Source organism: Streptomyces sp. NPDC002588 (assembly GCF_040295925.1).
Lineage (GTDB): Bacteria > Actinomycetota > Actinomycetes > Streptomycetales > Streptomycetaceae > Streptomyces.
Map to the genome: position 1 here is coordinate 76,319 of NZ_JBEOWF010000028.1, position 23,821 is coordinate 100,139.

Sequence of the window (23,821 nt, forward strand, 5' to 3'; positions counted from 1 at the left end):
CGCACGCTCGGCGGGTGGACACCTCTCCCCCGAACGGCACCTCGCCCGCGAACGCTCTGGCCGCCGCACTCCTCCCCCTGGTCGGCGGCCCCGCCAACGTCACCTCCGTCGCGCACTGCATGACCCGGCTGCGGCTGGGCCTGGCCGATCCCTCCCGGGTCGACGAGCGGCCACTGCGGGCGCTGCCCGGCGTGCTCGGGCTCGTCCTGGACGGCGGCACCTGTCAGGTGGTGCTGGGACCGGGCGTGGTCGGGCGGGTGACGGAGGAGTTCGGGAAGCTGACGGCCGCGGACCCGCTCGCCGCACCGGGCGCCGAGGAGCGGGAGGCGCGCGGCCGGCGCGACGCGGGCCCGGCCAGGGCCGCCCTGCGGCGGCTCGCCGCGGTCTTCGTCCCGCTGATCCCCGCGCTCATCGGCTGCGGCATCCTCGCCGGTGTCAACGGCCTGCTCCTCAACGCCGGCCTGCTGCCCGGTCTGACCCCGGCGCTGACGGCCGTCGCCGCGGCCTTCATGGCGCTGATCGCGGTGTTCGTCGGATACAACACGGCCGGAGAGTTCGGCGGTACGCCGGTGCTGGGCGGTGCGGTCGCGGCGATCGTCGTGTATCCCGGGGTCGCGAAGGTGACCGCGTTCGGGGTGCACCTCTCCCCCGGCCAGGGCGGGGTGCTCGGCGCGCTGACGGCGGCGCTGCTGGCGGCGCGGGTGGAGCGGTGGTGCCGGGGCAGGGTGCCGGACGCCCTGGACGTCCTGTTCACCCCGGCCGTGACCGTCCTCGTCGCGGGCCTGGGCACGCTGTACGGGATCATGTACGCGGCCGGCGCGGTGTCCGCCGCGATCGGTACGGCGGCGAACTGGCTGCTGGCGACGACGGGCGCCTTCGCCGGACTGGTCCTGGGCGGTCTCTTCCTGCCGCTGGTGATGCTGGGGCTGCATCAGGCCCTGATCCCCGTCCACGCCACGCTCATCGAGCAACAGGGCTACACGGTCCTGCTGCCGGTCCTGGCCATGGCGGGCGCGGGCCAGGTGGGTGCGGCGGTCGCGGTCTACGTCCGGCTGCGCCACCACACCTCGCTCCGTACGACGATCAGATCGGCGCTCCCGGCCGGTCTGCTCGGCGTCGGCGAACCCCTCGTGTACGGCGTCTCGCTGCCGCTCGGCCGCCCCTTCCTCACCGCCTGCGCGGGAGGCGCGGCCGGCGGAGCGTTCGTCGGGTTCTTCGCGATGCTCGGCGACCGGGTGGGCGCGACGGCGATCGGGCCGTCCGGCTGGGCCCTGTTCCCCCTGCTGGCGGGCAACAGGGGGCTGGGCACGACGGCGGCGATCTACGCGGGCGGGCTGCTGACGGGGTACGCGGTGGGCTTCGCGGCGACGTACGCCTTCGGCGTCACCGACCGTGTGAAGGCCGCAGCCGCCGCTGTCCCGGCCGCCGCCGCTCCTTCCGCCTCCGGCGCCCCGGCACCTTCGCGATCCAGCTGACGAAGTCGCCCGGGTCCGGACCGGCACCGTGGCCGGCGTCCCAGTCCGGTGCCTGGCGCGGCGCGGGTCGGGCTAGTCCTGGTTGACCGAGAGCCACCGTCCGCGGCGCGCGCCCCTACCCTGGGTCCCATGAACCACGCCCAGCTCACCGCTCTGGGCCGTGCTCTCCGGCTGGTCGGGGAGCACGGCGAGGCACTCGACGCCGACACGCCCGACGCGCGGCTGCACGAGGTCAAGGCCGATCTGCGGCGGGCGCTGGAGCTGCTCGACGAGGGCGTGACCAGCGCCGCGCCCACCACCCGCTGCGCCGAGCATCCGAACGGACCGGTCGACGAGGCCGCCCCCGACCTGTGCCTGCTGTGCGAGACACGGCGCCGGGCGGCCCGGCGGGCCGAGTTCAACGGCCCGCCCCCGCAGGGCCCGCACACCTCCCCCGCCCCTTCCCGCTACGGCACCCGCGGCGACCGGCCTCAGCCCCAGCAGCGCTGGCTGCCGGAGCTGTGGAACGGCCAGGAGTGGCAGCTGTGCGGCACCCCGAGGCGGGACCGCCGCGAGGCCGAGCTCTACCTCGCCGCCCTGCGCCGGGGCTCCCGCCCCGCCATGGCCTACCGCCTGGTGCACGAGTTCACCGACTACGAGGTCCTGCGCATCTGGGGCACCCCCGTGAAGGTCGACATCGAGCCCCTCGGGAATCTCTGAGGGCTGTGACCGGAAAGGTTCAGGCGATCACCTGCCGGCGGTGTCGTCCCCGAGCAGCGGCAGCGGCGGGAACTCCCGGCCCTCCCAGAGGCGGCGGGAGCTCTCCTCCGGGTACGGGGCCGTCTTCGGCTCCGTGTCCAGTACCCGTACGAGACGCCGGTCCGCGTCGTACACCGGCCAGCCCGGGTCGCCGGTGCGGGCGAAGGACGTCCACGCCGTCTGGAACTGCGCGGTCAGCGACCGGGCCTCGGCGGTCACCTCGGCGCCCGCGAACAGCAGGTTCCCCAGGTCCGCCTGGTAGGTGCCGAACAGCAGGGGGATGTCCAGGCCGTGGCAGGCGCCCAGGGCGCCGCCCATGCCGGGGGCGGGCCAGGTCAGTTCGTAGACATGGGCCCGGCCGCCGCCCGCAACCTGGGCCTCCGCCAGGCGCAGGGACGGTATGTGGAACAGCCAGTCCGACTGGACCTGTTCGAACAGGTCGGCCGGTCCCGCGTCCGGGAAGGCCTGCCGGTAGGCGCGCTCGCCGGCCTCCCCGCCCGGGGCGAACAGCCGCAGGACCGCCGAGGCCTGTTCCTCCGTCACCTTGGGCCGCAGGTCGCCCAGGGTCATGAACAGCCGGAACTCCTGGGCGTTGTGCCCCACGACCAGGTCGATGTCCCGGGCCGCGCCCGCCGCCAGCGCCTGCCAGGGTGTCGTCGGCAGCACCTCGCCGTCGACCACGGGTGAGAACGGGGTGACCGTCGGCGCCACCCGGCCCCAGCGGTCCACCCGCTGCCCCATCTTCGCGCCCAGCGCGGCCCCCGCCTCGGGCAGGGTCCGCGGATCCACCGTCGCCAGGTCCGCGGCCGTGGGGCGCAGTCCCGCCTCCGCGGCCATCGCGGCGGCGAGGTCACGGGCCAGTTCGTCGGAGAAGAAGGTGCCGGGCACGCTCTGCGCGATCGCCCGCCCGAACAGCCCGCGCGCGGCCGGCATCGCCAGCAGCGACGCCACTGAACCGGCGCCCGCCGACTCGCCGAAGACCGTGACCTGGCCGGGGTCGCCGCCGAACGCGGCGATGTTGTCCCGCACCCACTCCAGGGCCGCCACCTGGTCCAGCAGCCCCCGGTTCGCGGGCGCCCCCTCGATCCGGGCGAAACCCTCCATCCCGACGCGGTAGTTGAGCGTGACGACGACGAGGTCCCCGGCGCGGGCCAGGTGCTGCGCGTCGTAGCCCGGGCTGCCGGAGTGGCCGAGTTTGTAGGCACCGCCGTAGATCCACACCATCACGGGGCGGGCGGACCGGCTGTCGGCCTCGGGGGTCCAGACGTTCACCGTCAGCCAGTCGTCGCCGGCCGGGGCGTCGACGATGCCTGTGCGGCCCTGGATGCCGGCTTCCTGCGGGGGCGGGGGGCCGAAGGCGTACGCCTCCCGTGTGCCGTCCCACGAGTGGGGCGGGCGCGGCGCCTGGAAGCGGGCCTCGCCCACCGGGGGTGCGGCGAACGGGATGCCCCGAAAGACCGTCAGACCGCTTTCGCGGCGGCCGCGGACGGCTCCGGCGGCGGTGCGTACGACGAGGCCGGCGTCATCTGCTGTCGTCATCGATCACTCCTGAAGTGGGGGGCTGTCCGTGGAACGGGCGGTGCCCGGGGAAAGTGCCGGAGGCGGCCGTCACCCCTCGTGTGGGTGACGGCCGCCTCCGACGGCTGTGGATCGGCCGCTCACGCCTTGACCGGCGTGGTCTCCTCGGCCTCTTCGGCGACCGACGGCTGGACCGCGGTCTGCTTGTTCTTCGGGATGAAGCCGGCGAGCAGGAAGGCCACGAGGGCCGCGCCCGCGCCGATCGCCATGACGACCTTGAAGCCGTTCTCCGAGGGGAGGGCGTAGCCGCCGAAGTCGGTGGTCATCTGGGCGAGGATGACGCCCGCGATGGCGCTGGCGAAGGAGGTGCCCAGGGACCGCATCAGGGTGTTGAGGCTGTTCGCGGCGCCGGTCTGGGAGGGGTCGACCGCGCCCATGATCAGGGCGGGCATCGCGCCGTAGGTGAAGCCGACGCCGGCGCCGATGACGCAGGACACCAGGACGAGGTGCCAGACCTCGCTCATCAGCAGGATGTTCAGCCCGTAGCCGGCGGCGACGATCAGCGCGCCGATCATCAGGGTGACCTTGGGGCCCTTGGCCTTGGTGATCTGGGCGGACACGGCCGACATGACCATCATCACGAAGCCCTGCGGGGCCAGCACCAGGCCGACGGTCATCATCGACTTGCCCAGGCCGTAGCCGGTCTGCTCGGGCAGCTGCATCAGCTGGGGCAGGACCAGGGACATCGCGAACATCGAGAAGCCGAGGGCGATCGAGGCGAGGTTGGTGAACAGGACCTGCGCCTTCGCGGTGGTGCGCAGGTCGACCAGCGGCTGCTCGGCCTTCAGCTCCCACCAGCCCCACGCGGCCAGGATCACGACGGCGGCGGCACCGAGACCGAGCGTCGTACCGGAGGTCCAGCCCCAGTCGGCGCCCTTGGACACGGCGAGCAGCAGGGCGACCAGACCGGCGGAGAGGCCGAGCGAACCCACGAGGTCGAAGCGGCCGCCGGTGCGGGTCTTCGACTCGGGGACGACCACGAGGACGAGGAGGAGGGAGACGACGCCGAGGGCGGCGGAGGTCCAGAAGAGGACGTGCCAGTCCCAGTTGTCCGCGATGAACGCGGCGGTGGGCAGACCGAGCGCGCCGCCGACACCGAGGGAGGCGCTCATGACCGCGGTCGAACCGGCGAGCTTGTCGGCGGGGACGGTGTCACGCAGGATGCTGATGCCCAACGGCACCACGGCGGCCGCGAGGCCCTGCAGGGCGCGGCCGGCGATCATCGGGACGAGGGAGTCGGCGAGGGCGCAGACCAGTGAGCCGGCGATCAGCATCACGATGCTGACCAACAGCATCCGCCGCTTGCCGACCATGTCACCGAGCCGGCCGACCACCGGGGTGGCGACGGCCGCGGCGAGCAGCGTGGCGGTGACCGCCCAGGCGGTGTCGGAGGCGGGCGCGTCCAGGAGCTTGGGCAGTTCGGGGACGATCGGGATGACCAGGGTCTGCATCAGAGCGACGACGATCCCGGCCAGGGCCAGCACCGCCACCACGGCGTTCGACCTCGGCGGGGCGGATGTTCCCGCCGCGGCGGGTCGGGCAAGGGCGTCGGACATGACAGGGCCTCCGTCGGTTGCACAGGGAGTGAACTGCTTGACTCAAGCAAGCTTATGCAGATTGATTGAGTTAAGCAAGTGAAATCTGGACACAACCTGCCCCTACCTGCCCTGACCAGGGGAAAGAGCGAAATCCGACTCAGCCGTGCCGCTCGATGAGCTCCCGGGTCCGCTCCTCGTCCAGCTGGTAGACCGTCTCGTGGGCTCGCGGATCGCGCGCATGGAAGGTGTGGAACATCGGCCCTCCCGCCCCGCCCAGCTCCACCAGCGACGCCGACGCCCCCCGCACCGCCCGCTCGGTGCCGGGCGCGGTGGTCAGATCGATGCGGTTGACGACCCCGGGCGTCACCCACACCGGCACCTCCGCCAGGAAGCCGCACAGCTGGAGATGGAAGTGCCCGGTCAGCAGGACCCGGACGTCACTCCCGCGGATCACCTCCGCCAGCGCACCGGGGTCGCGGAGCCCGAAGACCTGCTGGGTGGCGGACACCCCGAGGCTGATCGGGGGGTGGTGGAAGGCGAGGACGGTGCCGTGTTCGGCGGGGGTGCTCAACACCTCGCGCAGCCATTGGAGCTGGCCCGCTTCCAGCCGGCCGTACACCTTCCCCGGCACGAGCGAGTCGAGGGTGACGAACCGCAGGCCGCCGAGGACGCTGACGGCGGCCCGCTCCGCACCGGGGAACTCGAGAACGGCCTCCGCGTGCCCGCTGCCCAGCACCTTCGCGAACGCGTCCCGCTCGTCGTGGTTGCCGGTGGTGTAGAGGACGGGCGCGTCGAGGGAGCGCGCGAAGTCGCCGATCAGCTCCCGTACGGTCGTGTACGCCTCCACCGACCCGTCGTCGGCGAGATCACCGGTGACGACCACGACGTCCACGTCCCGCAGATGACGCAGCTCGCGGAGGATGAGCCGCAGGGAGTCGGTGGCGTCGACACCGTGCCGGTCGGGGCCGTCGGTCCGCCGGACATGGGTGTCCGAGAGATGAAGGATCCTCATCTCCCGGACGATACCCGTGCCGTGCCCGGGAATGCGGGCTCAGCTGAGACTGCCGAGCGCGGCGGCGTCGAACGGCCTCAGCTCATGGGTGCGGCCGGCGAGGACCTTCGCGGCCCACTCGGGGTCCTGGAGCAGCGCACGCCCGACGGCGACCAGGTCGAACTCGTCGCGCTCCAGGCGGTCGAGGAGCTCGTCGATGCCCTTGAGCGGGGAGCCCTCCCCCTTGAAGCCCTTGATGAAGTCGCCGTCCAGTCCGACCGAGCCGACGGTGATGGTGGGCCTGCCGGTCAGCTTCTTCGTCCAGCCCGCGAGGTTGAGGTCGGAGCCGTCGAACTCCGGGAGCCAGTAACGGCGGGTGGAGGCGTGGAAGGCGTCGACACCGGCCGCGGCGATCGGGGCGAGGACGGCATCCAGCTCCTCGGGCGACTCGGCGAGCCGGGCGCCGTACGCCTCCTGCTTCCACTGCGAGTAGCGGAAGATGACCGGGAACTCCGGGGAGACGGTCTCGCGCACGGCGGCGACGATCTCGGCGGCGAACTTGGTACGGGCCACCGGGTCGCCCCCGTAGGCGTCGGTGCGGCGGTTGGTGCCCGCCCAGAGGAACTGGTCGACCAGATACCCGTGGGCGCCGTGGATCTCCACGCCGTCGAAGCCGATGCGCTCGGCGGCGGCCGCGGCCTCGGCGAACGCGCCGATGACGTCGTCCAGATCACGCTGGGTCATGGCGTGACCCTCGCCCTCGGTGCCGTCCAGGCGGATCCCGGAGGGTCCCACGGCGGGCGCGTCGGCGAAGGGCGGCTCCCCCGCCTTGCGCACCATCCCGATGTGCCACAGCTGCGGCACGATCGTGCCGCCCGCCGCGTGCACCCCTTCGGCGACCTTCGCCCACCCGGCGAGCTGCTCCGCCCCGTGGAACCGCGGCACCCGGTCGCTCTGCCCGGCGGAGTCGTGGCCGACATAGGTCCCCTCGGTGACGATGAGGCCGACCCCGGCGGCCGCGCGCCGCGAGTAGTACGAGACGACGTCCTCGCCGGGGATCCCGTCCGGCGAGAACATGCGCGTCATCGGCGCCATCGCGATGCGGTTCGGCACGGTCAGACCGTTGATGGCGACGGGCCGGGAGAGGATGTCGGCGGCGCGGGAGGCGGTGGGCGGGGTGACGCTCACGAAGGAACTCCTTGCGAAGGGGACCAAGCGGTATGTGCACATGCATTCAGTACGCGTGATCCGTTCAACCCGCGCGCGCACGCCGGACATTCCGGCTCCGGCCGGCCCGCCCTGTGATCCCGCACACGCCGGAGCCATGACGCCGGGTCGGACAATGACCGCATGAAGAAGCAGCGGGCGCTGGTCACGGCCGTCGACCTGGAACGGTCCCCCGTAGTCGCCAACAACACGATGAACCGCGAACGCGGCCTCACCGGGGTGAACAGCTACGCCCGTGAACTGGGCATCGACCCGCTGACCCACCTCGCGGGCCGCCCCGCCCCCTCGTGGCTGGACCTGTGCAGCGGCGAGGGCCGCGCCCTGCGGGAGGCCGCCCCGGCCCTGCCCGACGACGCGGTCCTCACCGCCGTCGACCTGGTGGGCCCCCTCGCTCCCCTGCCGGCCCCCGCCTCGATGCAGGAGGTGATCACCTCCGTCTCCTCCTGGACCCCGGCCCGGACCTACGACCTGATCACCTGCGTCCACGGCCTGCACTACGTCGGCGACCAGCTCGGGCTCCTCGCCCGCGCCGCCGCCTGGCTGACCGCGGACGGTCTGCTCGCCGCGCACTTCGACCCCGACTCGGTGCGGTGGGCCGACGGATCGGCGGCGGGGAGGGCGGCGGTGTCGGCCCTGCGCGCGGCGGGGTACGAGTACAGCCCCCGGCACCATCGGCTCACCCTCCGGGGCGGACGGGGCATGGGGCTGCCCTTCCGGTACCTCGGCGCGGACCCCGACGCCGGCCCCAACTACACGGGCCAGCCCGCGGTTGGCTCCTACTACACCCGCCGCGCGCTGTAACGTACGCCCCGTCAGGAACGAACTGCCCTGCCAGTCACGCAAGTTGATCGTGGCCGGCATTTCACAGGAACACCAAAGGGGCCGCCTTGATCGGGGCACGTATCGGGGACTACGCGATAGAGCGTGAGCTGGGCAGCGGAGGCATGGGCTCCGTCTATCTCGCGCGCTCACGCTCCGGGCGGGCCGTCGCCATCAAGGTGATCCGCCCCGAGTACGCGGCCGACCCCCGGTACAGGGACCGCTTCCGCAAGGAGGTCGAGGCCGCCCGCAGGGTCGGCGGTTTCCATACGGCCGCGATCGTGGACGCCGATCCCGACGCGCCGCTGCCGTGGATGGCCAGCGCCTACATCAAGGGTCCGACGCTCGCCGACGAGATCGACAAGAGCGGCGGACTGGACGAACCCCGGCTGTGGACGCTGGCCGCTGCCCTCGCGGAGGCACTGGTGGCGATCCACTCGTGCGGGCTGGTGCACCGCGACCTGAAACCGGGCAACATCGTGCTCGCCGACGACGGCCCGCGCGTCCTGGACTTCGGGATCGCCCGCATCACGGACGGGCAGATGCTGACCAGCGCGGGCCTGATGATCGGAACCCTCGGTTTCCTCTCGCCGGAGCAGGTGCGGGGCACGACGGTCACCGGGGCGTCGGACGTCTTCAACCTCGGTGCCGTGCTGGTCGCGGCGGCCGGGGGCAGCGCGTTCGGGCAGGGCACGCTGGACACGATGACGTACCGCGCGCTGCACGAGGAGGCGGACCTGTCCGCCGTACCCGAGACGCTGCGCCCCGTCGTCGAGGCGTGTCTGCGCAAGGATCCGGAGCAACGGCCCACGGCACGACAGTTGCTGGACCGGTGCGCGGACGCCGCCGTCCCCGCGGCGCCCTATACGCCGACCATGGCCGACACGGCCGGCTTCGCCCCGTACTCCGCCACCACCACACCGGAACCCCAGACCGGCACAACGCCCACGGCCACTCCCACGGCCACGCCCTCGACCTCGACCCCGAGTCCGACGTCGGCCCCGACCTCCGCCCCGGCCCCGACTCCGGCCCCGGTCGGATACCGGCACAATCCCTGGCACGTCGCCCTCCTGGTCCTGCGGAACGGGCTGATCCTGTCCGTGTCCGGCGTGGCGGCCCTGGCGACCGTGTTCGTCGGGAGCTATCCGCCCATGGTCACACTGGTGGCCGCGGTCTGCGCGGTCGCCGCACTCCTGCGGCTCGTCGCCGTGTTCGGCACCGTCCGGCACAGACTCACGTTCGGCGACGCGGGCATCGGGCTGGGCGCCCCGGACAACGCTGTCGTCCTGCCCTGGACCGCCGTCAGGTCCCTGGCGATCGAAGCACGCGGCAAGGAGACCTTCGTGGCCGTGCTGCTCGCCGAGGGCCGGACCCTCCCCACCGGCTTCAGGAAACCCCCGTGGGTCCGCACCCGGCGCAAGGGCCTCGTCCGCATCCGCACGACACGACTCGCCCCGGTCACCGACACGCCCCCGCTCCCGCTCCCGGAGGCGGTGCGCACGTACGCCGCCCAGCACGGCGTCCCCCTCACACAGACGACTCGTCCCTGACCTCCCGGGCTCGGGGAACGGACCGCGGGACGGTCGCAGGCCTCCGGAAACGCCCGAGGGCGGTACCCCTGTCGGAACAGGGGTACCGCCCTCGGTGTGAAGGACAGTCGATCGACCGGGGTCGATCAGAAGTCCATGTCACCGCCCGGCATGCCGCCGCCGGCCGGGGCCGCGGCCTTCTCCGGCTTGTCGGCGATGACGGCCTCGGTGGTGAGGAAGAGCGCGGCGATGGAGGCGGCGTTCTGCAGGGCAGAGCGGGTCACCTTCGCCGGGTCGATGATGCCTTCCTTGACCAGGTCGACGTACTCGCCGGTCGCGGCGTTCAGGCCGTGGCCCGGGGTCAGGTTGCGCACCTTCTCCACCACGACACCGCCCTCGAGGCCGGCGTTGACGGCGATCTGCTTCAGCGGGGCCTCGAGCGCGATGCGCACGGCGTTGGCGCCGGTCGCCTCGTCACCCTCGAGCTCCAGCTTCTCGAAGACCTGGGAGGCCTGCAGCAGGGCCACGCCACCACCGGCGACGATGCCCTCCTCGACGGCCGCCTTCGCGTTGCGGACGGCGTCCTCGATGCGGTGCTTGCGCTCCTTGAGCTCCACCTCGGTGGCGGCACCGGCCTTGATGACGGCCACGCCGCCCGCGAGCTTGGCCAGGCGCTCCTGGAGCTTCTCGCGGTCGTAGTCCGAGTCGCTGTTCTCGATCTCGGCGCGGATCTGGTTCACGCGGCCCGCGACCTGCTCCGAGGAGCCGGCGCCGTCGACGATGGTGGTCTCGTCCTTGGTGATGACGACCTTGCGGGCCTTGCCCAGCAGGTCGAGGGTCGTGTTCTCGAGCTTGAGACCGACCTCCTCGGAGATGACCTCGCCGCCGGTGAGGATGGCGATGTCGTTCAGCATCGCCTTGCGGCGGTCGCCGAAGCCCGGGGCCTTGACCGCGACGGACTTGAAGGTGCCGCGGATCTTGTTGACGACCAGGGTCGACAGGGCCTCGCCCTCGACGTCCTCGGCGATGATCAGCAGCGGCTTGCCCGACTGCATGACCTTCTCGAGGAGCGGGAGCAGGTCCTTGACGTTGCCGATCTTGGAGTTGGCGATGAGGATGTACGGGTCGTCGAGCGACGCCTCCATCCGCTCCATGTCGGTGGCGAAGTACGCCGAGATGTAGCCCTTGTCGAAGCGCATACCCTCGGTGAGCTCCAGCTCCAGACCGAAGGTCTGGGACTCCTCGACGGTGATGACGCCTTCCTTGCCGACCTTGTCCATGGCCTCGGCGATGAGCTCGCCGATCTGGGTGTCGGCGGCGGAGATGGAGGCCGTGGAAGCGATCTGCTCCTTGGTCTCGACGTCCTTCGCCTGCTCGAGCAGGGCACCGGAGACGGCCTCGACGGCCTTCTCGATACCGCGCTTGAGGGCCATCGGGTTGGCGCCGGCGGCTACGTTGCGCAGGCCTTCCTTGACCAGGGCCTGGGCGAGAACGGTCGCCGTGGTCGTACCGTCACCGGCGACGTCGTCCGTCTTCTTGGCGACTTCCTTGACCAGCTCGGCGCCGATCTTCTCGTACGGGTCCTCGAGCTCGATCTCCTTGGCGATGGAAACACCGTCGTTGGTGATCGTGGGGGCGCCCCACTTCTTCTCGAGGACGACGTTGCGGCCCTTGGGGCCGAGCGTCACCTTCACGGCGTCCGCGAGCTGGTTCATGCCGCGCTCGAGGCCGCGCCGCGCCTCCTCGTCGAACGCGATGATCTTGGCCATGTGAAGTGGTCCCTCCAGGACTGGGGGTGATTCCTTCGGACCGCGCCCGCGCCCGCGACGGACGGCTCGCATGCCCCGTGGTTCCTTGCCCCACCTGGCCTGCGGGCCTCACCGACCCGGTCCATCTTTGTCACTCTCACCTTCAGAGTGCTAACGCCAATGATTAGCACTCGGCATGCCCGAGTGCAAGGTGCGCCCGCGAAGCGGGCTCGATGAGGGGTCCGGGGCGTGGGCCGTCCGGGCGTGCCGAAGGGCCCGTACCCCGGGAGGTACGAGCCCTTCGAAGATGAAACAGAAGAACGTCGCTGTCAGTCGGCGCGTGCTTCAGCCGGTCGCCAGCCGGACCATGTCCGCCTGCGGCCCCTTCTGGCCCTGCGAGATCTCGAAATCGACCCGCTGACCCTCTTCCAGGGTGCGGTACCCGTCCATCTGGATCGCGCTGTAGTGGACGAAAACATCCGCACCACCGTCGACCGCGATGAAGCCGTACCCCTTCTCCGCGTTGAACCACTTGACGGTGCCCTGAGCCATGCCTAACTCCCCTATTACTGGCCCTTGCACAGATCCACACTTCGCGGATCCGGGTCAGACCTCACCCCCCAGTTGGTTGGGGGCGTGCGCCGGAACGCGTCGACCGCGGCTGAATGTATCTGTCCAACTGCCGTCTGCAACAGGTCAGTCGGACGAGAATTCTGGACGCACGCGATCCGGAATGTGGCGAGAATTCGCCTGAATTCAGGGCAAGTCGGGCCCCGTAAAAGCCACAAATGCCACGCAAGAGACACACACTTTGGCTACTTCTTGTCGGGCCAGGGCAGAAATCAAAGGCTCCGGATCAAGGGCGCGCGACCCGGTTCCCCAACTGTACCGCGCTCAACCACACTGAATTGCCCCCTCCACTTCTCTCACGGAGGGGGCAATTCGATGAACACTCGGTAATCACTGTTACCGACGGTTACTACCAATGAGTACTACTCGCCGGTACTGAACGTGGGTCAGCATCCGCCGGCGACGGCCGGAATGATGGAGACACCCGCGCCGTCCGGGGTGGCCGTCTCCAGTCCCTGTTCGAAGCGGACGTCGTCGTCGTTGACGTACACGTTGACGAACCGGCGCAGCTTGCCCTGGTCGTCGAGAACGCGGGCGGCGATACCGGTGTGGTTCTTCTCCAGATCGGAGATGACCTCCCCGAGGGTCGCGCCCTCGGCGGTCACCTCGGCCTGGCCGCCGGTGTAGGTGCGCAGGATGGTGGGGATGCGAACGGTCACGCTCATGCGAGGCCAGCCTCTCGGAAAGAGTCCAGGTTGGGGCGGATGGTCGCGGTGAGGCCGGTGCCTGCCACCGCGTCCAGGGTCTTCAGGCCGTCGCCCGTGTTGAGGACGACCGTGGTCTTCGTCGGGTCCAGCAGACCGTTCTCGATCAGCTTGCGGGTCACGCCCACGGTCACGCCACCCGCCGTCTCGGCGAAGATGCCCTCCGTCCGCGCCAGCAGCTTGATCGCGTCGACGACCTGCTCGTCCGTCACGTCCTCCACCGCGCCGCCCGTGCGGCGCGCGATGTCCAGGACGTACGGTCCGTCGGCCGGGTTGCCGATCGCCAGCGACTTGGCGATGGTGTTCGGCTTCTGCGGGCGGACCACGTCGTGACCGGCCTTGAAGGCCACCGACACCGGGGAGCAGCCCTCCGCCTGCGCACCGAAGATCTTGTACGGCTTGTCCTCGACGAGCCCCAGCTTGATCAGCTCCTGCAGACCCTTGTCGATCTTCGTGAGCTGGGAGCCGGAGGCGATCGGGACGACCAGCTGGTCGGGAAGCCGCCAGCCGAGCTGCTCGCAGATCTCGTACGCGAGGGTCTTGGACCCCTCCGCGTAGTACGGCCGCAGGTTGACGTTGACGAAGCCCCAGCCCTCGCCCGCCGGGTCGCCGATGAGCTCCGAGCAGAAGCGGTTGACGTCGTCGTAGTTGCCCTCGATGCCGACGAGCTCTCCGCCGTAGATCGCGGCCATGACGACCTTGCCCTGCTCCAGGTCGTGCGGGATGAACACGCAGGAGCGGAAGCCGGCGCGGGCCGCCGCGGCGCCCACCGCGCCGGCCAGGTTGCCGGTGGAGGAGCAGGACAGGGTGGTGAAGCCGAAGGCGCGCGCCGCCTCGATGGCCTGGGCGACGACCCGGTCCTTGAAGGAGTGGGTCGGGTTGCCGGAGTCGTCCTTCACGAAGAGGTTGCCGGCCTCGACGCCGAGCTCGCGCGCCAGGTTGTCGGCCTGGACCAGCTGGGTCCAGCCCGGGTTGATGTTCGGCTTGTCCGCCACGTCGGCCGGGACGGGCAGCAGCGGCGCGTAGCGCCAGATGTTCGCGGGTCCCGCCTCGATGCGCTTGCGGAGCTCCTCCGTCTCGTAGGCGGAGAAGTCGTACGCGATCTCGAGCGGGCCGAAACACTCCTCGCAGGCGAAGACCGGCCCGAGCGGGACGCGGTGACCGCATTCGCGGCAGGAAAGAGCAGCGGCGGGACCAAGGTCCACGGTGGAGTCGGTGGTGCTTGCAACAGTCTGCGCAGCCATGTGAGGCGAGGCCCTTTCTCCTCATCTTCCTCACGACGCATCTCGCCGTGAGACGGATTTGGCACCTTCCCTAGCCGGGAGCCTCACCACATCGACGTGGTCAGACCGGCTGGAGGGTTGCCGGGGCTTCATCGGGCCGTATCCCTCTGCCCCTCTGGATGAGCGGTATGCGGTTGTTGATCTGAAATGAACGCCGATGACCCCGGACATGCGATGGTCATCCGCGTTGTTCAAGACTGTAACCGAAGGCCAGGACAGTTGAGATAGTCGTCCGAACCGCGAGATGGATCACACGGTCACCTGCCGTGCACCCGGTGTGATCACGACAGTGAGGAGCCGCAGACTGTGCTTCAAGAAACTGAGCGCTGGCTGGCCACCCGCTCCTGGTCCGTGACCGATCGCCCGCTCCACCGGATACTCGCGGCCAAGCGTGCCACGGGCCAGTCGGTGTCGGTGGTCCTGCCCGCACTGAACGAGGAGGATACGGTCGGCGACATCGTCGCGATCATCCGTCACGACCTCATGCACCAGGTCCCGCTCGTCGACGAGATCGTCGTCGTCGACTCGGGATCGACCGACCGTACGGGTGAGGTCGCGGCGGCCGCGGGCGCCCGGGTCGTCCACCGCGACGCGATCCTGCCCCGGATACCCGCCGTGCCCGGCAAGGGCGAGGTCCTGTGGCGCTCCCTGCTCGTCACGACCGGGGACGTCGTCTGTTTCATCGACGCCGATCTGAAGGAGTTCTCCTCCGACTTCGTCTCGGGCATCGTCGGCCCCCTGCTCACCGACCCGGGCGTGGACCTGGTCAAGGGCATGTACGACCGTCCGCTCGGCGGCGCGGCCGGCCAGGGCGGGCGGGTCACCGAGCTCATGGCCCGGCCCCTGCTCAACCTGCACTGGCCGCAGCTGGCCGGTTTCGTGCAGCCGCTCGGCGGTGAGTACGCGGCCCGCCGCAGCCTGCTGGAACAGCTGCCCTTCCCCGTCGGATACGGCGTCGAACTGGGCATGCTGGTCGACGCCCTGCACCTGGTGGGCCTCGACGCCCTCGCCCAGGTCGACGTCGGCGTGCGCAAGCACCGCCACCAGGACGGCCAGGCCCTGGGCCGGATGGCCGCGGCAATCTACCGCACCGCCCAGCTCCGCCTGGCCCGCGGCCACCTCGTGCGCCCCTCCCTCACCCAGTTCGAGCGGGGCGCGGACGGTTTCGAACCGCGCACCTACTCGGTGGACACGGAGGAGCGGCCGCCGATGGCGGAGATCTCGGAGTACCAGTCCCGCAAGGTCGCGTGATCCGTCGCGTAACACCGGGGGCGGGCCGTATACGGCTGGATACGGCTGGATACGGCCCGTCCACGGGGAGCGACCGTACGTTTGAGCGTTTCCCGACCGGGCTAGGTTGAGGCGTATGGCTTCCATGCACGACGCTGTTGCTGCTCGGGGTGCTCAGGTGCTGGTCGCGTCGAACCGGGGCCCGGTCTCCTACACGGTGGGTGAGGACGGCTCGCTGCACGCGAAACGCGGGGGCGGCGGGCTGGTCTCCGGCCTGTCGGCCATCGGCCCCGAAGCGGGCGCCCTCTGGGTGTGCTCGGCACTGTCCGAGGGCGACCGGGAGGCGGTCTCGCGCGGCGTCGGCGAGGAGGGCGTGCGCATGCTGCCCATCGCCGCCGACGTGCACGAGGACGCCTACAACGGCATCGCGAACTCGGTCCTGTGGTTCATCCACCACCTCCTCTACCAGACCCCGCTGGAACCCGTCTTCGACACGGAGTTCCGCCGCCAGTGGGCGTCGTACGAGACCTACAACCGCGCCTTCGCCGAGGCGCTCGCCGAGGAGGCGGCCGAGGGCGCGGCGGTCCTGGTGCAGGACTACCACCTGTGCCTGGTTCCCGGGATGCTCCGCGAACTCCGCCCCGACCTGCGCATCGGGCACTTCTCGCACACGCCGTGGGCGCCGGCGGACTACTTCGGGCTGCTGCCCCGGGACATCCGGGAGCAGTTGCTCGGCGGCATGCTCGGCGCGGACCGCCTGGGCTTCCTCACCCGGCGGTGGGCGGACGCGTTCGGCGCGTGCTGCGCGGAGTTCGTCGGCGGCACCGGAAAGACCCTGATCGGCGTGCACGGTCTCGGCGCCGACGCCGACTTCCTGCGGGAGCGCTCGCACCGGCCGGACGTCGAGGAGCGCATGGCCGCCCTCCGGGAGGAGATCGGCGGTGCGGGCCGGAAGACGATCGTCCGGGTCGACCGCACCGAGCTGTCGAAGAACATCGTGCGCGGCCTGCTGGCCTACCGGCAGCTGCTCGAGGACCACCCCGAGTGGCACGAGCGGGTCGTGCACGTGGCCTTCGCCTACCCGTCCCGCCAGGACCTCGCGGTCTACCGCGACTACATGGCGGAGGTGCGGCGGCTGTCGGACGAGATCAACGAACGGTTCGCCACCCCGGGCTGGACACCGGTCCTGCTGAACCTCAAGGACGACTTCGCCCGCTCCCTCGCCGCCTACCGCCTCGCGGACGTCGCCCTGGTCAACCCCGTCCGGGATGGCATGAACCTGGTCGCCAAGGAGGTCCCGGTCGTCTCCGACGAGGGGTGCGCGCTGGTGCTGTCGCGGGAGGCGGGGGCGTACTGGGAGCTGGGCGAGGACGCGATCGTCGTCAACCCGTACGACATCCTGGAGACCGCCCGTGCCCTGCACGAGGGCCTGTCGATGAAGCCGGAGGAGCGCGCCGACCGCGCCAAACGGCTGGCGGCGGCCGCGACCGCGCTGCCTCCGGCCCAGTGGTTCCTGGAACAGCTGACCGCCCTGCGGGAGCTTCAGCCGAGCTGACCGGCCAGCTCCCGCAGCAGCCCCACGACCCCGGCGGGGCCGTCGACGACGAGGTCCGCGCGTTCGGCCAGTTCGCCGACCTCCGCGCTGCCGCTGCACACCAGCAGGCCGGGCACTCCGTCGGAACGGAGTTTCCCGACGGCGGCGAACGCGGGGAGGTCGCCGAGGTCGTCGCCCGCGTAGAGGACGGAGCGGGCGCCGGTCTCGCGGACGTGCTCCAGCAGGGCGGCGCCCTTGTCCATGCCGGGCGGACGCAGCTCCAGGACCAGCCGGCCGGGTTCGACGATCAGGCCGTGCCGGGCGGCGAGGCCGGTGAGGGGCTCGCGGAGGGCGTCGAGGGCGGCCTGCGGTTCGGTGGCGCGGCGGGTGTGGACGGCGACGGCCCGGCCGCCCTTCTCCTCCACCCAGATGCCGGGGTCCCGGCCTTCGAGCAGGGTGGTCAGCTCGGTGCGGGCGGTGGCGACGCCGGGGTGCGGGGGCGGTGCGGTGACCTTGCCCGTGCGGGCGTCCCAGCGCTCGGCACCGTAGTGCCCGAGGACGGCGAGATGCTCGAGGCCCTCGGCTCCCGCGAAGCCGCCGTGGTGGACGGCCACCTCGGCGGGGCGGCCCGTGATCACGGCGACGGCGGCGACCTTCGGGGCGAGGGCCCTGAGGGCGGGGAGGGCCTCGGGGTGGGCCCGGGCGTCCTCGGGGTTCTCGACGATCGGGGCGAGGGTGCCGTCGAAGTCGAGGGCGACGAGGGTGCGGGAGGGTTGGTCGATGATGGCTTCGAGTGCGGCGCGTCCGGCTGCGGTGGTCGGTACGTGGTTGCCCATAGGGCGACGATAACCACGCCTCACCGATCCGCTCGCCGTGTCTCCCGCACCCTTCTCAGCCTGTTCACCGTCACCGGATCATGGGCCAGGGCCCTCGGGTCGTCCAGGAGGGCGTTCAGGAGCTGGTAGTAGCGGACCGGGGAGAGGTGGAGTTCCTCGCGAATGGCGCGTTCCTTCGCGCCGGGGCCGGTGAAGCCCCGGCGCTCCAGCGCCAGTATGTTCCGCTCGCGTGCGGCCAGCTGTTCCTCCATTCCCGCACCGTACCGCCGGGCACCGACAGAGCCTCAGCTCCTGGCGGCGATCTCCGCGGTGGTGGCTGTCGACTGCAGGTTCTCCAGGACCGTGGCGGGGTTGCCGGACGGGGCCACGGCGGCGCCGATCCGTTTCTTGATGGCCGCGCTGACCTGCGCCCACGAGGTCCGGCCCACGGGATACAGCTCGGAGAGCGTGAGTTCGTCGAGGAACGGCCGCAGCCCGGCGTCCGCCTTGTCCTCGCTCATGGCCTGGGAGGCGGAGCTGGTGACGGGCAGCAGGTCGTACTCGCGGGAGAAGGCGAGGACGTTCTTCTCGCTGTAGACGAAGTCGAGGAACCGGCCGATCTCCTTGGCGTGCCCGCCGCGCCGGAAGGCGGTCATCCAGTCGGCGACGCCCATGGCGACCTTGCTGGGCCCGTCGATGCCGGGCATGGGCACCATGCCGAACTTCACGCCCTTCTCCTCCGCCGCCTTCATCAGGGACGGATGGCCGTTGAGCATGCCCACCTCACCGGCGGTGAACGCGGCGAAGGCGTCGGCCCGGTTCAGCCTGCCCGGCGCGACCGGCCCGGTGAGGCCCTTGCCGACCAGCTTGTCCTTCAGCCAGGTGAACGTCTCGACGTTCTGGACGGAGTCGATGCTGTAGCTGCTGACGGTCTGGTTGTAGCCGCCCCCGCCGCTGATCAGCCACTGCATGGTCTCGGCCTGCGCCTCCTCGGGCCCGAGCGGCAGCGCGTAGGGGTACTTCACCCCTTCGGCCTTGAGCGCCCGGGCGTCCTCGGCGAGCTCGGCCCAGGTGCTGGGCGGGGTGATGCCCGCCTTGGCGAAGAGGGTCTTGTTGTAGAAGAGCAGCCGGGTGGAGGAGGCGAACGGCATGCCGTACTGCACGCCCCGCACCTTGCCCGCCTCGGCGAGCTGCCGTACGAAGTCGGCCTCGACGGGGATGGAGAGGAGGTCGCTCGTCCGGTACAGCTGGTCGGCGGCCGCGTAGTCGGCGTACGAGCCGATCTGCGCCATGTCGGGCGCGTTTCCGGCGTCGACCATCTCCTTGACCTTGGCGTCGACGTCGTTCCAGGAGAGGACGGTGACGTCGACGGTGACGTCCGGATGTTTCTTCTCGTAGGCGTCGACGACGTCCGCCCAGTACTTCTTGGAACTGTTGGCCGCGCTGTCGCCGTAGTCGGCCGCGACCAGTCTCAGGGTGACGTCGTCGGAGCCCCCGGTGAGTCCGCAGCCGGTGAGGACCGCGGTCATGCCCAGTACGGCCACCCCCGCGATCGTTCCCGTCCTCGTCCCTGACCTGACTGCCCGCCGCTGCACCGTGCTTCGTCTCCTGTACTGGCTGTCCGGATGATGGACAACTGATTGTTCATACCAATGGGTCCGTATTCCGCCATAAGGTCTACACCACACAAGAGGACTAGACCTTTTGTGGGTCTCTGGGGCGGCACCGTACCCCCAAGACGCGGCAGTGGACTAGACCTCTTGCGGGTCATGGGGCCACACTGTTCCCGTGAGACATGTCATCGCCCTCGACGTGGGCGGCACCGGGATGAAGGCCGCCCTGGTCGGTGCGGACGGCACCTTGCTGCACCAGGCCCGCCGGGCCACGGGCCGCGAGCGCGGCCCCGACGCCGTGGTCGCCGCCATCCTCGACTTCGCCGCCGAACTGCGCGCCTACGGCACCGAGTACCTCGGCGCACCCGCGGCCGCCGCCGGGGTCGCCGTACCCGGCATCGTGGACGAGACACACGGCATCGCCGCCTACGCCGCCAACCTGGGCTGGCGGGACGTACCCCTGCGCGACCTGCTCACCGCCTCGCTCGGCCTGCCGGTGGCACTCGGCCACGACGTGCGCACCGGCGGGCTCGCCGAGGGCCGGATCGGCGCGGCCGCCGGTGCCGACCGGTTCCTCTTCGTCGCCCTGGGCACCGGCATCGCCGGCGCGATCGGCCTCGACGGCCGGGTGGAGGCGGGCGCGCACGGCTTCGCGGGCGAGATCGGCCACATCGTCGTACGGCCCGGCGGGACCCCGTGTCCCTGCGGGCAGCACGGCTGTCTGGAGCGGTTCGCCTCGGCGGCGGCGGTCAGCGAGGCGTGGGCGGCGGAGTGCGGGGACCCGGAGGCGGACGCCGCGGACTGCGCGAAGGCCGTCGCGTCCGGCGACCCGAACGCCGTCCGGGTCTGGCAACGGGCCGTGGACGCCCTCGCCGACGGTCTGGTCACCGCCCTCACCCTGCTGGACCCGCGCACGCTCGTCATCGGCGGCGGGCTCGCGGAGGCGGGGGAAACGTTGTTCACACCGCTGCGGGACGCCGTCCGGCGGCGGATCACCTTCCAGAAACTCCCGGAGATCGTCCCGGCGGCCCTGGGCGACGAGGCAGGTTGCCTCGGCGCCGGACTGCTGGCCTGGGATCTCCTCAACCAAACCGACCGTACGGAGGTAACCGCGTGACGGCAACGCCCCTAGGGGCGCGGGACAGCGCTGATCTGCGGCTTCGCCGCGGGGCGCGACAGGGCACACACCGCCCGCAGCCCGCGACCGGCAAAGCGCCCATGATCCTTTCCGGCGCGCACGTGGTCCTGCCCAACGGAACCGTCCCCGGCGGAAAGGTGTTCGTCGACGGCACCCGCATCACCGCCGAGGCTCCGGCCGACGCCCAGGTGGTCGACCTCTCCGGCTGGCTCCTCCCCGGCTTCGTCGACCTGCACAACCACGGCGGCGGCGGAGCCTCCTTCTCCGGCCCGCCCGAGGACGTGCAGAAAGCGATCCACACCCACCGCGCGCACGGCACCACCACCCTCGTCGCCTCCACCGTCACCAACGACATGGACGTCCTGGTCCGCCAGGCCGGCCTGCTCAGCGAGTTCACCGAGCAGGGCGACCTGGCCGGCATCCACTTCGAAGGCCCCTTCATCTCGCCGTGCCGCAAGGGCGCGCACTCCGAGGCGCTGCTGCGCGCCCCGGACCCGGCGGACGTGCGCAAGCTGATCGACGCGGCGCGCGGCCAGGCGCGGATGGTCACCCTGGCGACGGAACTCCCCGGCGGCCTGGACTCCGTACGGCTGCTCGTGGAGCACGGCGTGATCGCCGCCGTGGGGCACACGGACGCGACGTACGAGCAGACGGTTTCGGCCATCGACGCGGGCGCCACGGTCGCCACCCACCTCTTCAACGCGATGCCGCAGCTCGGCCACCGCGCCCCCGGCCCGATCGCCGCCCTCCTGGAGGACGAGCGGATCACGGTGGAGCTCATCAACGACGGCATTCATCTGCACCCCGCCGCGCTGGAGCTGGCGTTCCGTCACGCGGGCGCGGCGCGGGTGGCGTTCATCACGGACGCGATGGACGCGGCCGGCATCGGCGACGGCCGCTATCTGCTCGGCCCGCTGGAGGTCGAGGTCCTGGAGGGGGTGGCCCGCCTGGTGGAGGGCGGTTCGATCGCGGGTTCGACGCTCACTCAGGACCGTGCCTTCAAGCGCGCGGTGACCGTCGACGGCCTCCCGGTCGAGGACGCCGTCGCCGCCCTGTCCGCCAACCCGGCCCGGGTACTGGGCCTGTACGACCAGGTGGGGTCCCTGGAGCCCGGCAAGGACGCCGACCTCGTTCTGCTGGACGAGAACTTCGACCTCAAGGGCGTGATGCGCAAGGGGGAGTGGATCGTGGAGCCCGACCGGTCTGATCCCCGGCCGGCCTGAAATACCGCCCTCCCGAGGCACGGTGACCGATCCGAGGTCTGGGCCGGTCACCGTCCTTTTGGCATGATCGGACCTCCGGACATGGGGGAGGTCGGACGAGGTGATCCTCACGGTCACACTGAACATCGCGCTCGACGTGACGTACCGTGTCCCGGCCCTGCGCCCGCACACCACCCACCGCGTGACCGACGTGTGGGAACGCCCCGGCGGCAAGGGGCTGAACGTGGCCCGGGTACTGACGGCCCTCGGCCACGAGGTGACGGTCACCGGCTTCGCGGGCGGCGCGACCGGCCGGATCGTACGGGAGCGCCTCACCGGCGTCACCGACGCGCTCGTACCGGTCTCGGGGGCCACCCGCCGCACGCTCGCCGTCGTCGACGCCAGTTCCGGCGACACCACCCAGCTCAACGAACCGGGCCCGCTGATCACCCCCGCCGAGTGGTCCGCCTTCCTGAAGGTCTACGGCGAACTGGTCGCCGGCGCCGACGCGGTGGCCCTGTGCGGCAGCCTGCCGCCGGGGGTCCCGGTGGGGGCGTACGCGGGCCTGGTCCGTACGGCGCGCGCCGCGGACGTACCCGTACTGCTGGACACGAGCGGTGAGGCGCTGCGCCGGGGCGTCGCCGCCCGCCCGGACGTCATCAAACCGAACTCCGACGAACTGGCCGAACTGACCGGCTCCCACGAGCCGCTGAGGGCGACTCAGGACGCCCGCAGGCGCGGCGCCCAGTCGGTGGTGGCCTCCCTCGGCCCCGAGGGACTGATCGCCGCGACCCCTGAGGGCCGCTGGCGTGCCGCCCCGCCCGCCCGGATCCACGGCAATCCGACCGGCGCCGGCGACTCGGTCTCGGCCGGTCTGCTCTCGGCCCTGGTCGAGGGCCGCCCCTGGCCGGACCGCCTGGCCCGCGCGGTCGCCCTGGCAGCGGCGACGGTCCGGTCCGAGGTGGCGGGCGAGTTCGACCGGACGGTGTACGAGGAACTACTGGGCCGGATCACGGTGACGGGGGACGCCACCGCGGCCTGAGACCCGAGGTCAGCTCGTGACCCGCCCCTCCTTCAGGTACAGCTGGTCGAGCAGGACGTTGCACTTGTCGCCGTCCTGGCAGGAGATCGACAGCGTGTTCGTGCCCTTGGTGAGAGTGGGCCAGGAGTAGGTCGTGGTCCAGCCCTTGGTGAAGTCGCCGTCCTTGGCGTGCGCGTAGTTGTCCAGGCCGATCTTGCTGCCGAAGACCTTGCCGTTGACGGTGAGCGTCATGGCCTGGTCCTCACCCGCCGTGCTGTAGTGCGCGAAGAGGGTGTACGTGCCGTCCTCGGGGATGCTGTTGACCGTCCAGGTCACCGACGCGCCCGTGTTGTTCAGGTTGTTGACGTAGATGCCGCCGTCCGCCTGCGCCCCCGTGACGTCGGAGGCCAGCGAGGCGCCGCCGTCCAGTTTCAGGGCCTTCGCGTCGACCGTCTGCTGTTCGAACTCGGTCGCCTCGCCCGTGGACGACGCGCTCGGCGAGGCGCTCGCGGAGGTGGAGGGCGCGGCGGAGGTCTGGCCGCCGGCCTGCTTGTCGTCGTCGGTGCCGGAGTCGCCGTTCGCCATGGCCACCGCGATGCCGATCACGACGGCGGCGACCACGGCGACCGCGCCGATCAGCAGCCCCTTGGTGTTGGGCCCGCGGCCACGGCCGCCGCCACCGCGCTGGACCGGCTGACGGCCGGTGGGGCCCCCGCCGCCGGGGAAGGTCTCCGGGGCCGCGTAGTTCGCGTTCGGCTGGCCGAAGGTGCCCTGCTGCTGCGGCACCTGGCCGTAGGGAGCCGTGGGAGCCTGCTGGGCGGCCTGCTGGCCGCCGTAGGTGCGCTCACCGACGGCACGCACTCTGCTGACCGAGTTCGGGTAGCCGTAGCCACCGCCGGAGGGCGGCTGGGCGCCGTTGGCCTGGCCGTCGGCGTAGAGGTAGCCGAACGGGTCGTCGTCCTCGGGCGTACTCGCGCCGTTGTTGCCGGGCGTCATCGGCGTCGTACT

21 protein-coding genes and 1 riboswitch are annotated in these 23,821 nt (G+C 71.4%); of the genes, 9 read left to right on the forward strand and 12 right to left on the reverse strand.

All coding sequences use genetic code 11. The features are described from left to right. Positions 1 to 14: 14 nt before the first annotated feature. Positions 15 to 1,475, forward strand: a complete 1,461-nt coding sequence (locus tag ABT057_RS29335) for a PTS transporter subunit EIIC (RefSeq protein WP_352346623.1) — start codon at positions 15 to 17, stop codon at positions 1,473 to 1,475. 129 nt (positions 1,476 to 1,604) lie between these two features. Next, complete coding sequence (locus tag ABT057_RS29340; RefSeq protein ID WP_352346624.1) at positions 1,605 to 2,174, forward strand: hypothetical protein; 570 nt, start codon at positions 1,605 to 1,607, stop codon at positions 2,172 to 2,174. A 27-nt stretch (positions 2,175 to 2,201) separates the two neighbouring features. On the opposite strand, the gene ABT057_RS29345 is transcribed toward ABT057_RS29340, so the two are convergent. From ABT057_RS29345 to ABT057_RS29360, 4 genes are all read right to left on the reverse strand, one after another. Continuing rightward, positions 2,202 to 3,752 (reverse strand): carboxylesterase/lipase family protein, encoded by a 1,551-nt coding sequence (locus ABT057_RS29345; protein ID WP_352346625.1) that lies wholly within the window; start codon positions 3,750 to 3,752, stop codon positions 2,202 to 2,204. A gap of 119 nt (positions 3,753 to 3,871) precedes the next feature. Next, on the reverse strand, positions 3,872 to 5,347 hold the full coding sequence (locus ABT057_RS29350; protein ID WP_352346626.1) for an MFS transporter: 1,476 nt from the start codon (positions 5,345 to 5,347) through the stop codon (positions 3,872 to 3,874). 139 nt (positions 5,348 to 5,486) lie between these two features. Next, a complete protein-coding gene (locus ABT057_RS29355) occupies positions 5,487 to 6,341 on the reverse strand; it encodes a metallophosphoesterase (RefSeq protein WP_352346627.1) in 855 nt (284 codons plus the stop codon). 39 nt (positions 6,342 to 6,380) lie between these two features. Then, positions 6,381 to 7,550 (reverse strand): NADH:flavin oxidoreductase, encoded by a 1,170-nt coding sequence (locus ABT057_RS29360; protein WP_502973978.1) that lies wholly within the window; start codon positions 7,548 to 7,550, stop codon positions 6,381 to 6,383. A 120-nt stretch (positions 7,551 to 7,670) separates the two neighbouring features. On the opposite strand from ABT057_RS29360, the gene ABT057_RS29365 reads away from it, so the two are divergent. Beyond that, entirely contained in the window at positions 7,671 to 8,348 is a 678-nt protein-coding gene (locus tag ABT057_RS29365; RefSeq protein WP_352346629.1) for a class I SAM-dependent methyltransferase, read from the forward strand. An 86-nt stretch (positions 8,349 to 8,434) separates the two neighbouring features. Beyond that, positions 8,435 to 9,916, forward strand: coding sequence for a serine/threonine-protein kinase (locus tag ABT057_RS29370; protein ID WP_352346630.1), 1,482 nt, complete (start codon positions 8,435 to 8,437; stop codon positions 9,914 to 9,916). A gap of 125 nt (positions 9,917 to 10,041) precedes the next feature. Here the strand turns inward: ABT057_RS29370 and groL are convergent, their stop codons facing one another. The 4 genes from groL to thrC all read right to left on the reverse strand — a co-directional run bounded on the left by groL (position 10,042) and on the right by thrC (position 14,221). Further along, a complete protein-coding gene (gene groL, locus ABT057_RS29375) occupies positions 10,042 to 11,664 on the reverse strand; it encodes a chaperonin GroEL (protein WP_352346631.1) in 1,623 nt (540 codons plus the stop codon). Positions 11,665 to 11,988: 324 nt separating this feature from the next. Beyond that, positions 11,989 to 12,195: a cold-shock protein gene (locus tag ABT057_RS29380; protein ID WP_007493268.1), complete on the reverse strand. Its 207-nt coding sequence runs from the start codon at positions 12,193 to 12,195 to the stop codon at positions 11,989 to 11,991. 464 nt (positions 12,196 to 12,659) lie between these two features. Beyond that, positions 12,660 to 12,938, reverse strand: a complete 279-nt coding sequence (locus ABT057_RS29385) for a ubiquitin-like small modifier protein 1 (protein ID WP_352346632.1) — start codon at positions 12,936 to 12,938, stop codon at positions 12,660 to 12,662. Further along, the gene (thrC, locus tag ABT057_RS29390) at positions 12,935 to 14,221 is read right to left on the reverse strand and encodes a threonine synthase (protein ID WP_352346633.1); all 1,287 of its coding nucleotides are present in this window, start codon (positions 14,219 to 14,221) and stop codon (positions 12,935 to 12,937) included. The genes ABT057_RS29385 and thrC overlap by 4 nt, the downstream gene beginning before the upstream one ends. Positions 14,222 to 14,239: 18 nt before the next feature. After that, positions 14,240 to 14,386: riboswitch (SAM riboswitch) on the reverse strand. A 180-nt stretch (positions 14,387 to 14,566) separates the two neighbouring features. Between thrC and ABT057_RS29395 the strand changes: the two genes are divergently transcribed. Continuing rightward, on the forward strand, positions 14,567 to 15,511 hold the full coding sequence (locus tag ABT057_RS29395) for a glucosyl-3-phosphoglycerate synthase (protein ID WP_352346634.1): 945 nt from the start codon (positions 14,567 to 14,569) through the stop codon (positions 15,509 to 15,511). 115 nt (positions 15,512 to 15,626) lie between these two features. Then, positions 15,627 to 17,045 (forward strand): alpha,alpha-trehalose-phosphate synthase (UDP-forming), encoded by a 1,419-nt coding sequence (locus ABT057_RS29400; protein WP_352346635.1) that lies wholly within the window; start codon positions 15,627 to 15,629, stop codon positions 17,043 to 17,045. Here ABT057_RS29400 and otsB read toward each other — a convergent pair. From otsB to ABT057_RS29415, 3 genes are read right to left on the reverse strand one after another with little or no spacing between them, the layout of a single operon-like run. Beyond that, positions 17,033 to 17,860, reverse strand: coding sequence for a trehalose-phosphatase (gene otsB, locus ABT057_RS29405; protein WP_352346636.1), 828 nt, complete (start codon positions 17,858 to 17,860; stop codon positions 17,033 to 17,035). The genes ABT057_RS29400 and otsB overlap by 13 nt on opposite strands. 20 nt (positions 17,861 to 17,880) lie before the next feature. Further along, on the reverse strand, positions 17,881 to 18,111 hold the full coding sequence (locus ABT057_RS29410; RefSeq protein WP_352346637.1) for a DUF3263 domain-containing protein: 231 nt from the start codon (positions 18,109 to 18,111) through the stop codon (positions 17,881 to 17,883). A gap of 33 nt (positions 18,112 to 18,144) precedes the next feature. Further along, positions 18,145 to 19,434 carry an ABC transporter substrate-binding protein gene (locus tag ABT057_RS29415; protein WP_502973979.1) on the reverse strand — a complete coding sequence of 430 codons (1,290 nt, stop codon included), beginning with the start codon at positions 19,432 to 19,434 and terminating at the stop codon, positions 18,145 to 18,147. A 193-nt stretch (positions 19,435 to 19,627) separates the two neighbouring features. Here ABT057_RS29415 and ABT057_RS29420 point away from each other — a divergent pair, with 193 nt between their 5' ends. The 3 genes from ABT057_RS29420 to ABT057_RS29430 all read left to right on the forward strand — a co-directional run bounded on the left by ABT057_RS29420 (position 19,628) and on the right by ABT057_RS29430 (position 22,834). Continuing rightward, on the forward strand, positions 19,628 to 20,569 hold the full coding sequence (locus ABT057_RS29420) for an ROK family protein (protein WP_352346638.1): 942 nt from the start codon (positions 19,628 to 19,630) through the stop codon (positions 20,567 to 20,569). A gap of 101 nt (positions 20,570 to 20,670) precedes the next feature. Then, positions 20,671 to 21,813 (forward strand): N-acetylglucosamine-6-phosphate deacetylase, encoded by a 1,143-nt coding sequence (gene nagA, locus ABT057_RS29425; RefSeq protein WP_352346639.1) that lies wholly within the window; start codon positions 20,671 to 20,673, stop codon positions 21,811 to 21,813. Between the two features lie 100 nt (positions 21,814 to 21,913). Next, entirely contained in the window at positions 21,914 to 22,834 is a 921-nt protein-coding gene (locus ABT057_RS29430; RefSeq protein ID WP_352346640.1) for a 1-phosphofructokinase family hexose kinase, read from the forward strand. A gap of 9 nt (positions 22,835 to 22,843) precedes the next feature. On the opposite strand, the gene ABT057_RS29435 is transcribed toward ABT057_RS29430, so the two are convergent. Further along, on the reverse strand, positions 22,844 to 23,809 hold the full coding sequence (locus tag ABT057_RS29435) for a carbohydrate-binding protein (RefSeq protein WP_352346641.1): 966 nt from the start codon (positions 23,807 to 23,809) through the stop codon (positions 22,844 to 22,846). Positions 23,810 to 23,821 lie beyond the last annotated feature (12 nt).

Coding starts and splice junctions, on each gene's coding strand:
- ABT057_RS29340 (WP_352346624.1), top strand. CDS start 1,605: ATGAACCACGCCCAGCTCACCGCTCTGGGCCGTGCTCTCCGGCTGGTC.
- ABT057_RS29350 (WP_352346626.1), bottom strand. CDS start 5,347: ATGTCCGACGCCCTTGCCCGACCCGCCGCGGCGGGAACATCCGCCCCG.
- ABT057_RS29410 (WP_352346637.1), bottom strand. CDS start 18,111: ATGGAGGAACAGCTGGCCGCACGCGAGCGGAACATACTGGCGCTGGAG.
- ABT057_RS29355 (WP_352346627.1), bottom strand. CDS start 6,341: ATGAGGATCCTTCATCTCTCGGACACCCATGTCCGGCGGACCGACGGC.
- nagA (WP_352346639.1), top strand. CDS start 20,671: ATGATCCTTTCCGGCGCGCACGTGGTCCTGCCCAACGGAACCGTCCCC.
- groL (WP_352346631.1), bottom strand. CDS start 11,664: ATGGCCAAGATCATCGCGTTCGACGAGGAGGCGCGGCGCGGCCTCGAG.
- otsB (WP_352346636.1), bottom strand. CDS start 17,860: ATGGGCAACCACGTACCGACCACCGCAGCCGGACGCGCCGCACTCGAA.
- ABT057_RS29360 (WP_502973978.1), bottom strand. CDS start 7,550: ATGTGCACATACCGCTTGGTCCCCTTCGCAAGGAGTTCCTTCGTGAGC.
- ABT057_RS29380 (WP_007493268.1), bottom strand. CDS start 12,195: ATGGCTCAGGGCACCGTCAAGTGGTTCAACGCGGAGAAGGGGTACGGC.
- ABT057_RS29365 (WP_352346629.1), top strand. CDS start 7,671: ATGAAGAAGCAGCGGGCGCTGGTCACGGCCGTCGACCTGGAACGGTCC.
- ABT057_RS29385 (WP_352346632.1), bottom strand. CDS start 12,938: ATGAGCGTGACCGTTCGCATCCCCACCATCCTGCGCACCTACACCGGC.
- ABT057_RS29435 (WP_352346641.1), bottom strand. CDS start 23,809: ATGACGCCCGGCAACAACGGCGCGAGTACGCCCGAGGACGACGACCCG.
- ABT057_RS29400 (WP_352346635.1), top strand. CDS start 15,627: ATGGCTTCCATGCACGACGCTGTTGCTGCTCGGGGTGCTCAGGTGCTG.
- thrC (WP_352346633.1), bottom strand. CDS start 14,221: ATGGCTGCGCAGACTGTTGCAAGCACCACCGACTCCACCGTGGACCTT.
- ABT057_RS29345 (WP_352346625.1), bottom strand. CDS start 3,752: ATGACGACAGCAGATGACGCCGGCCTCGTCGTACGCACCGCCGCCGGA.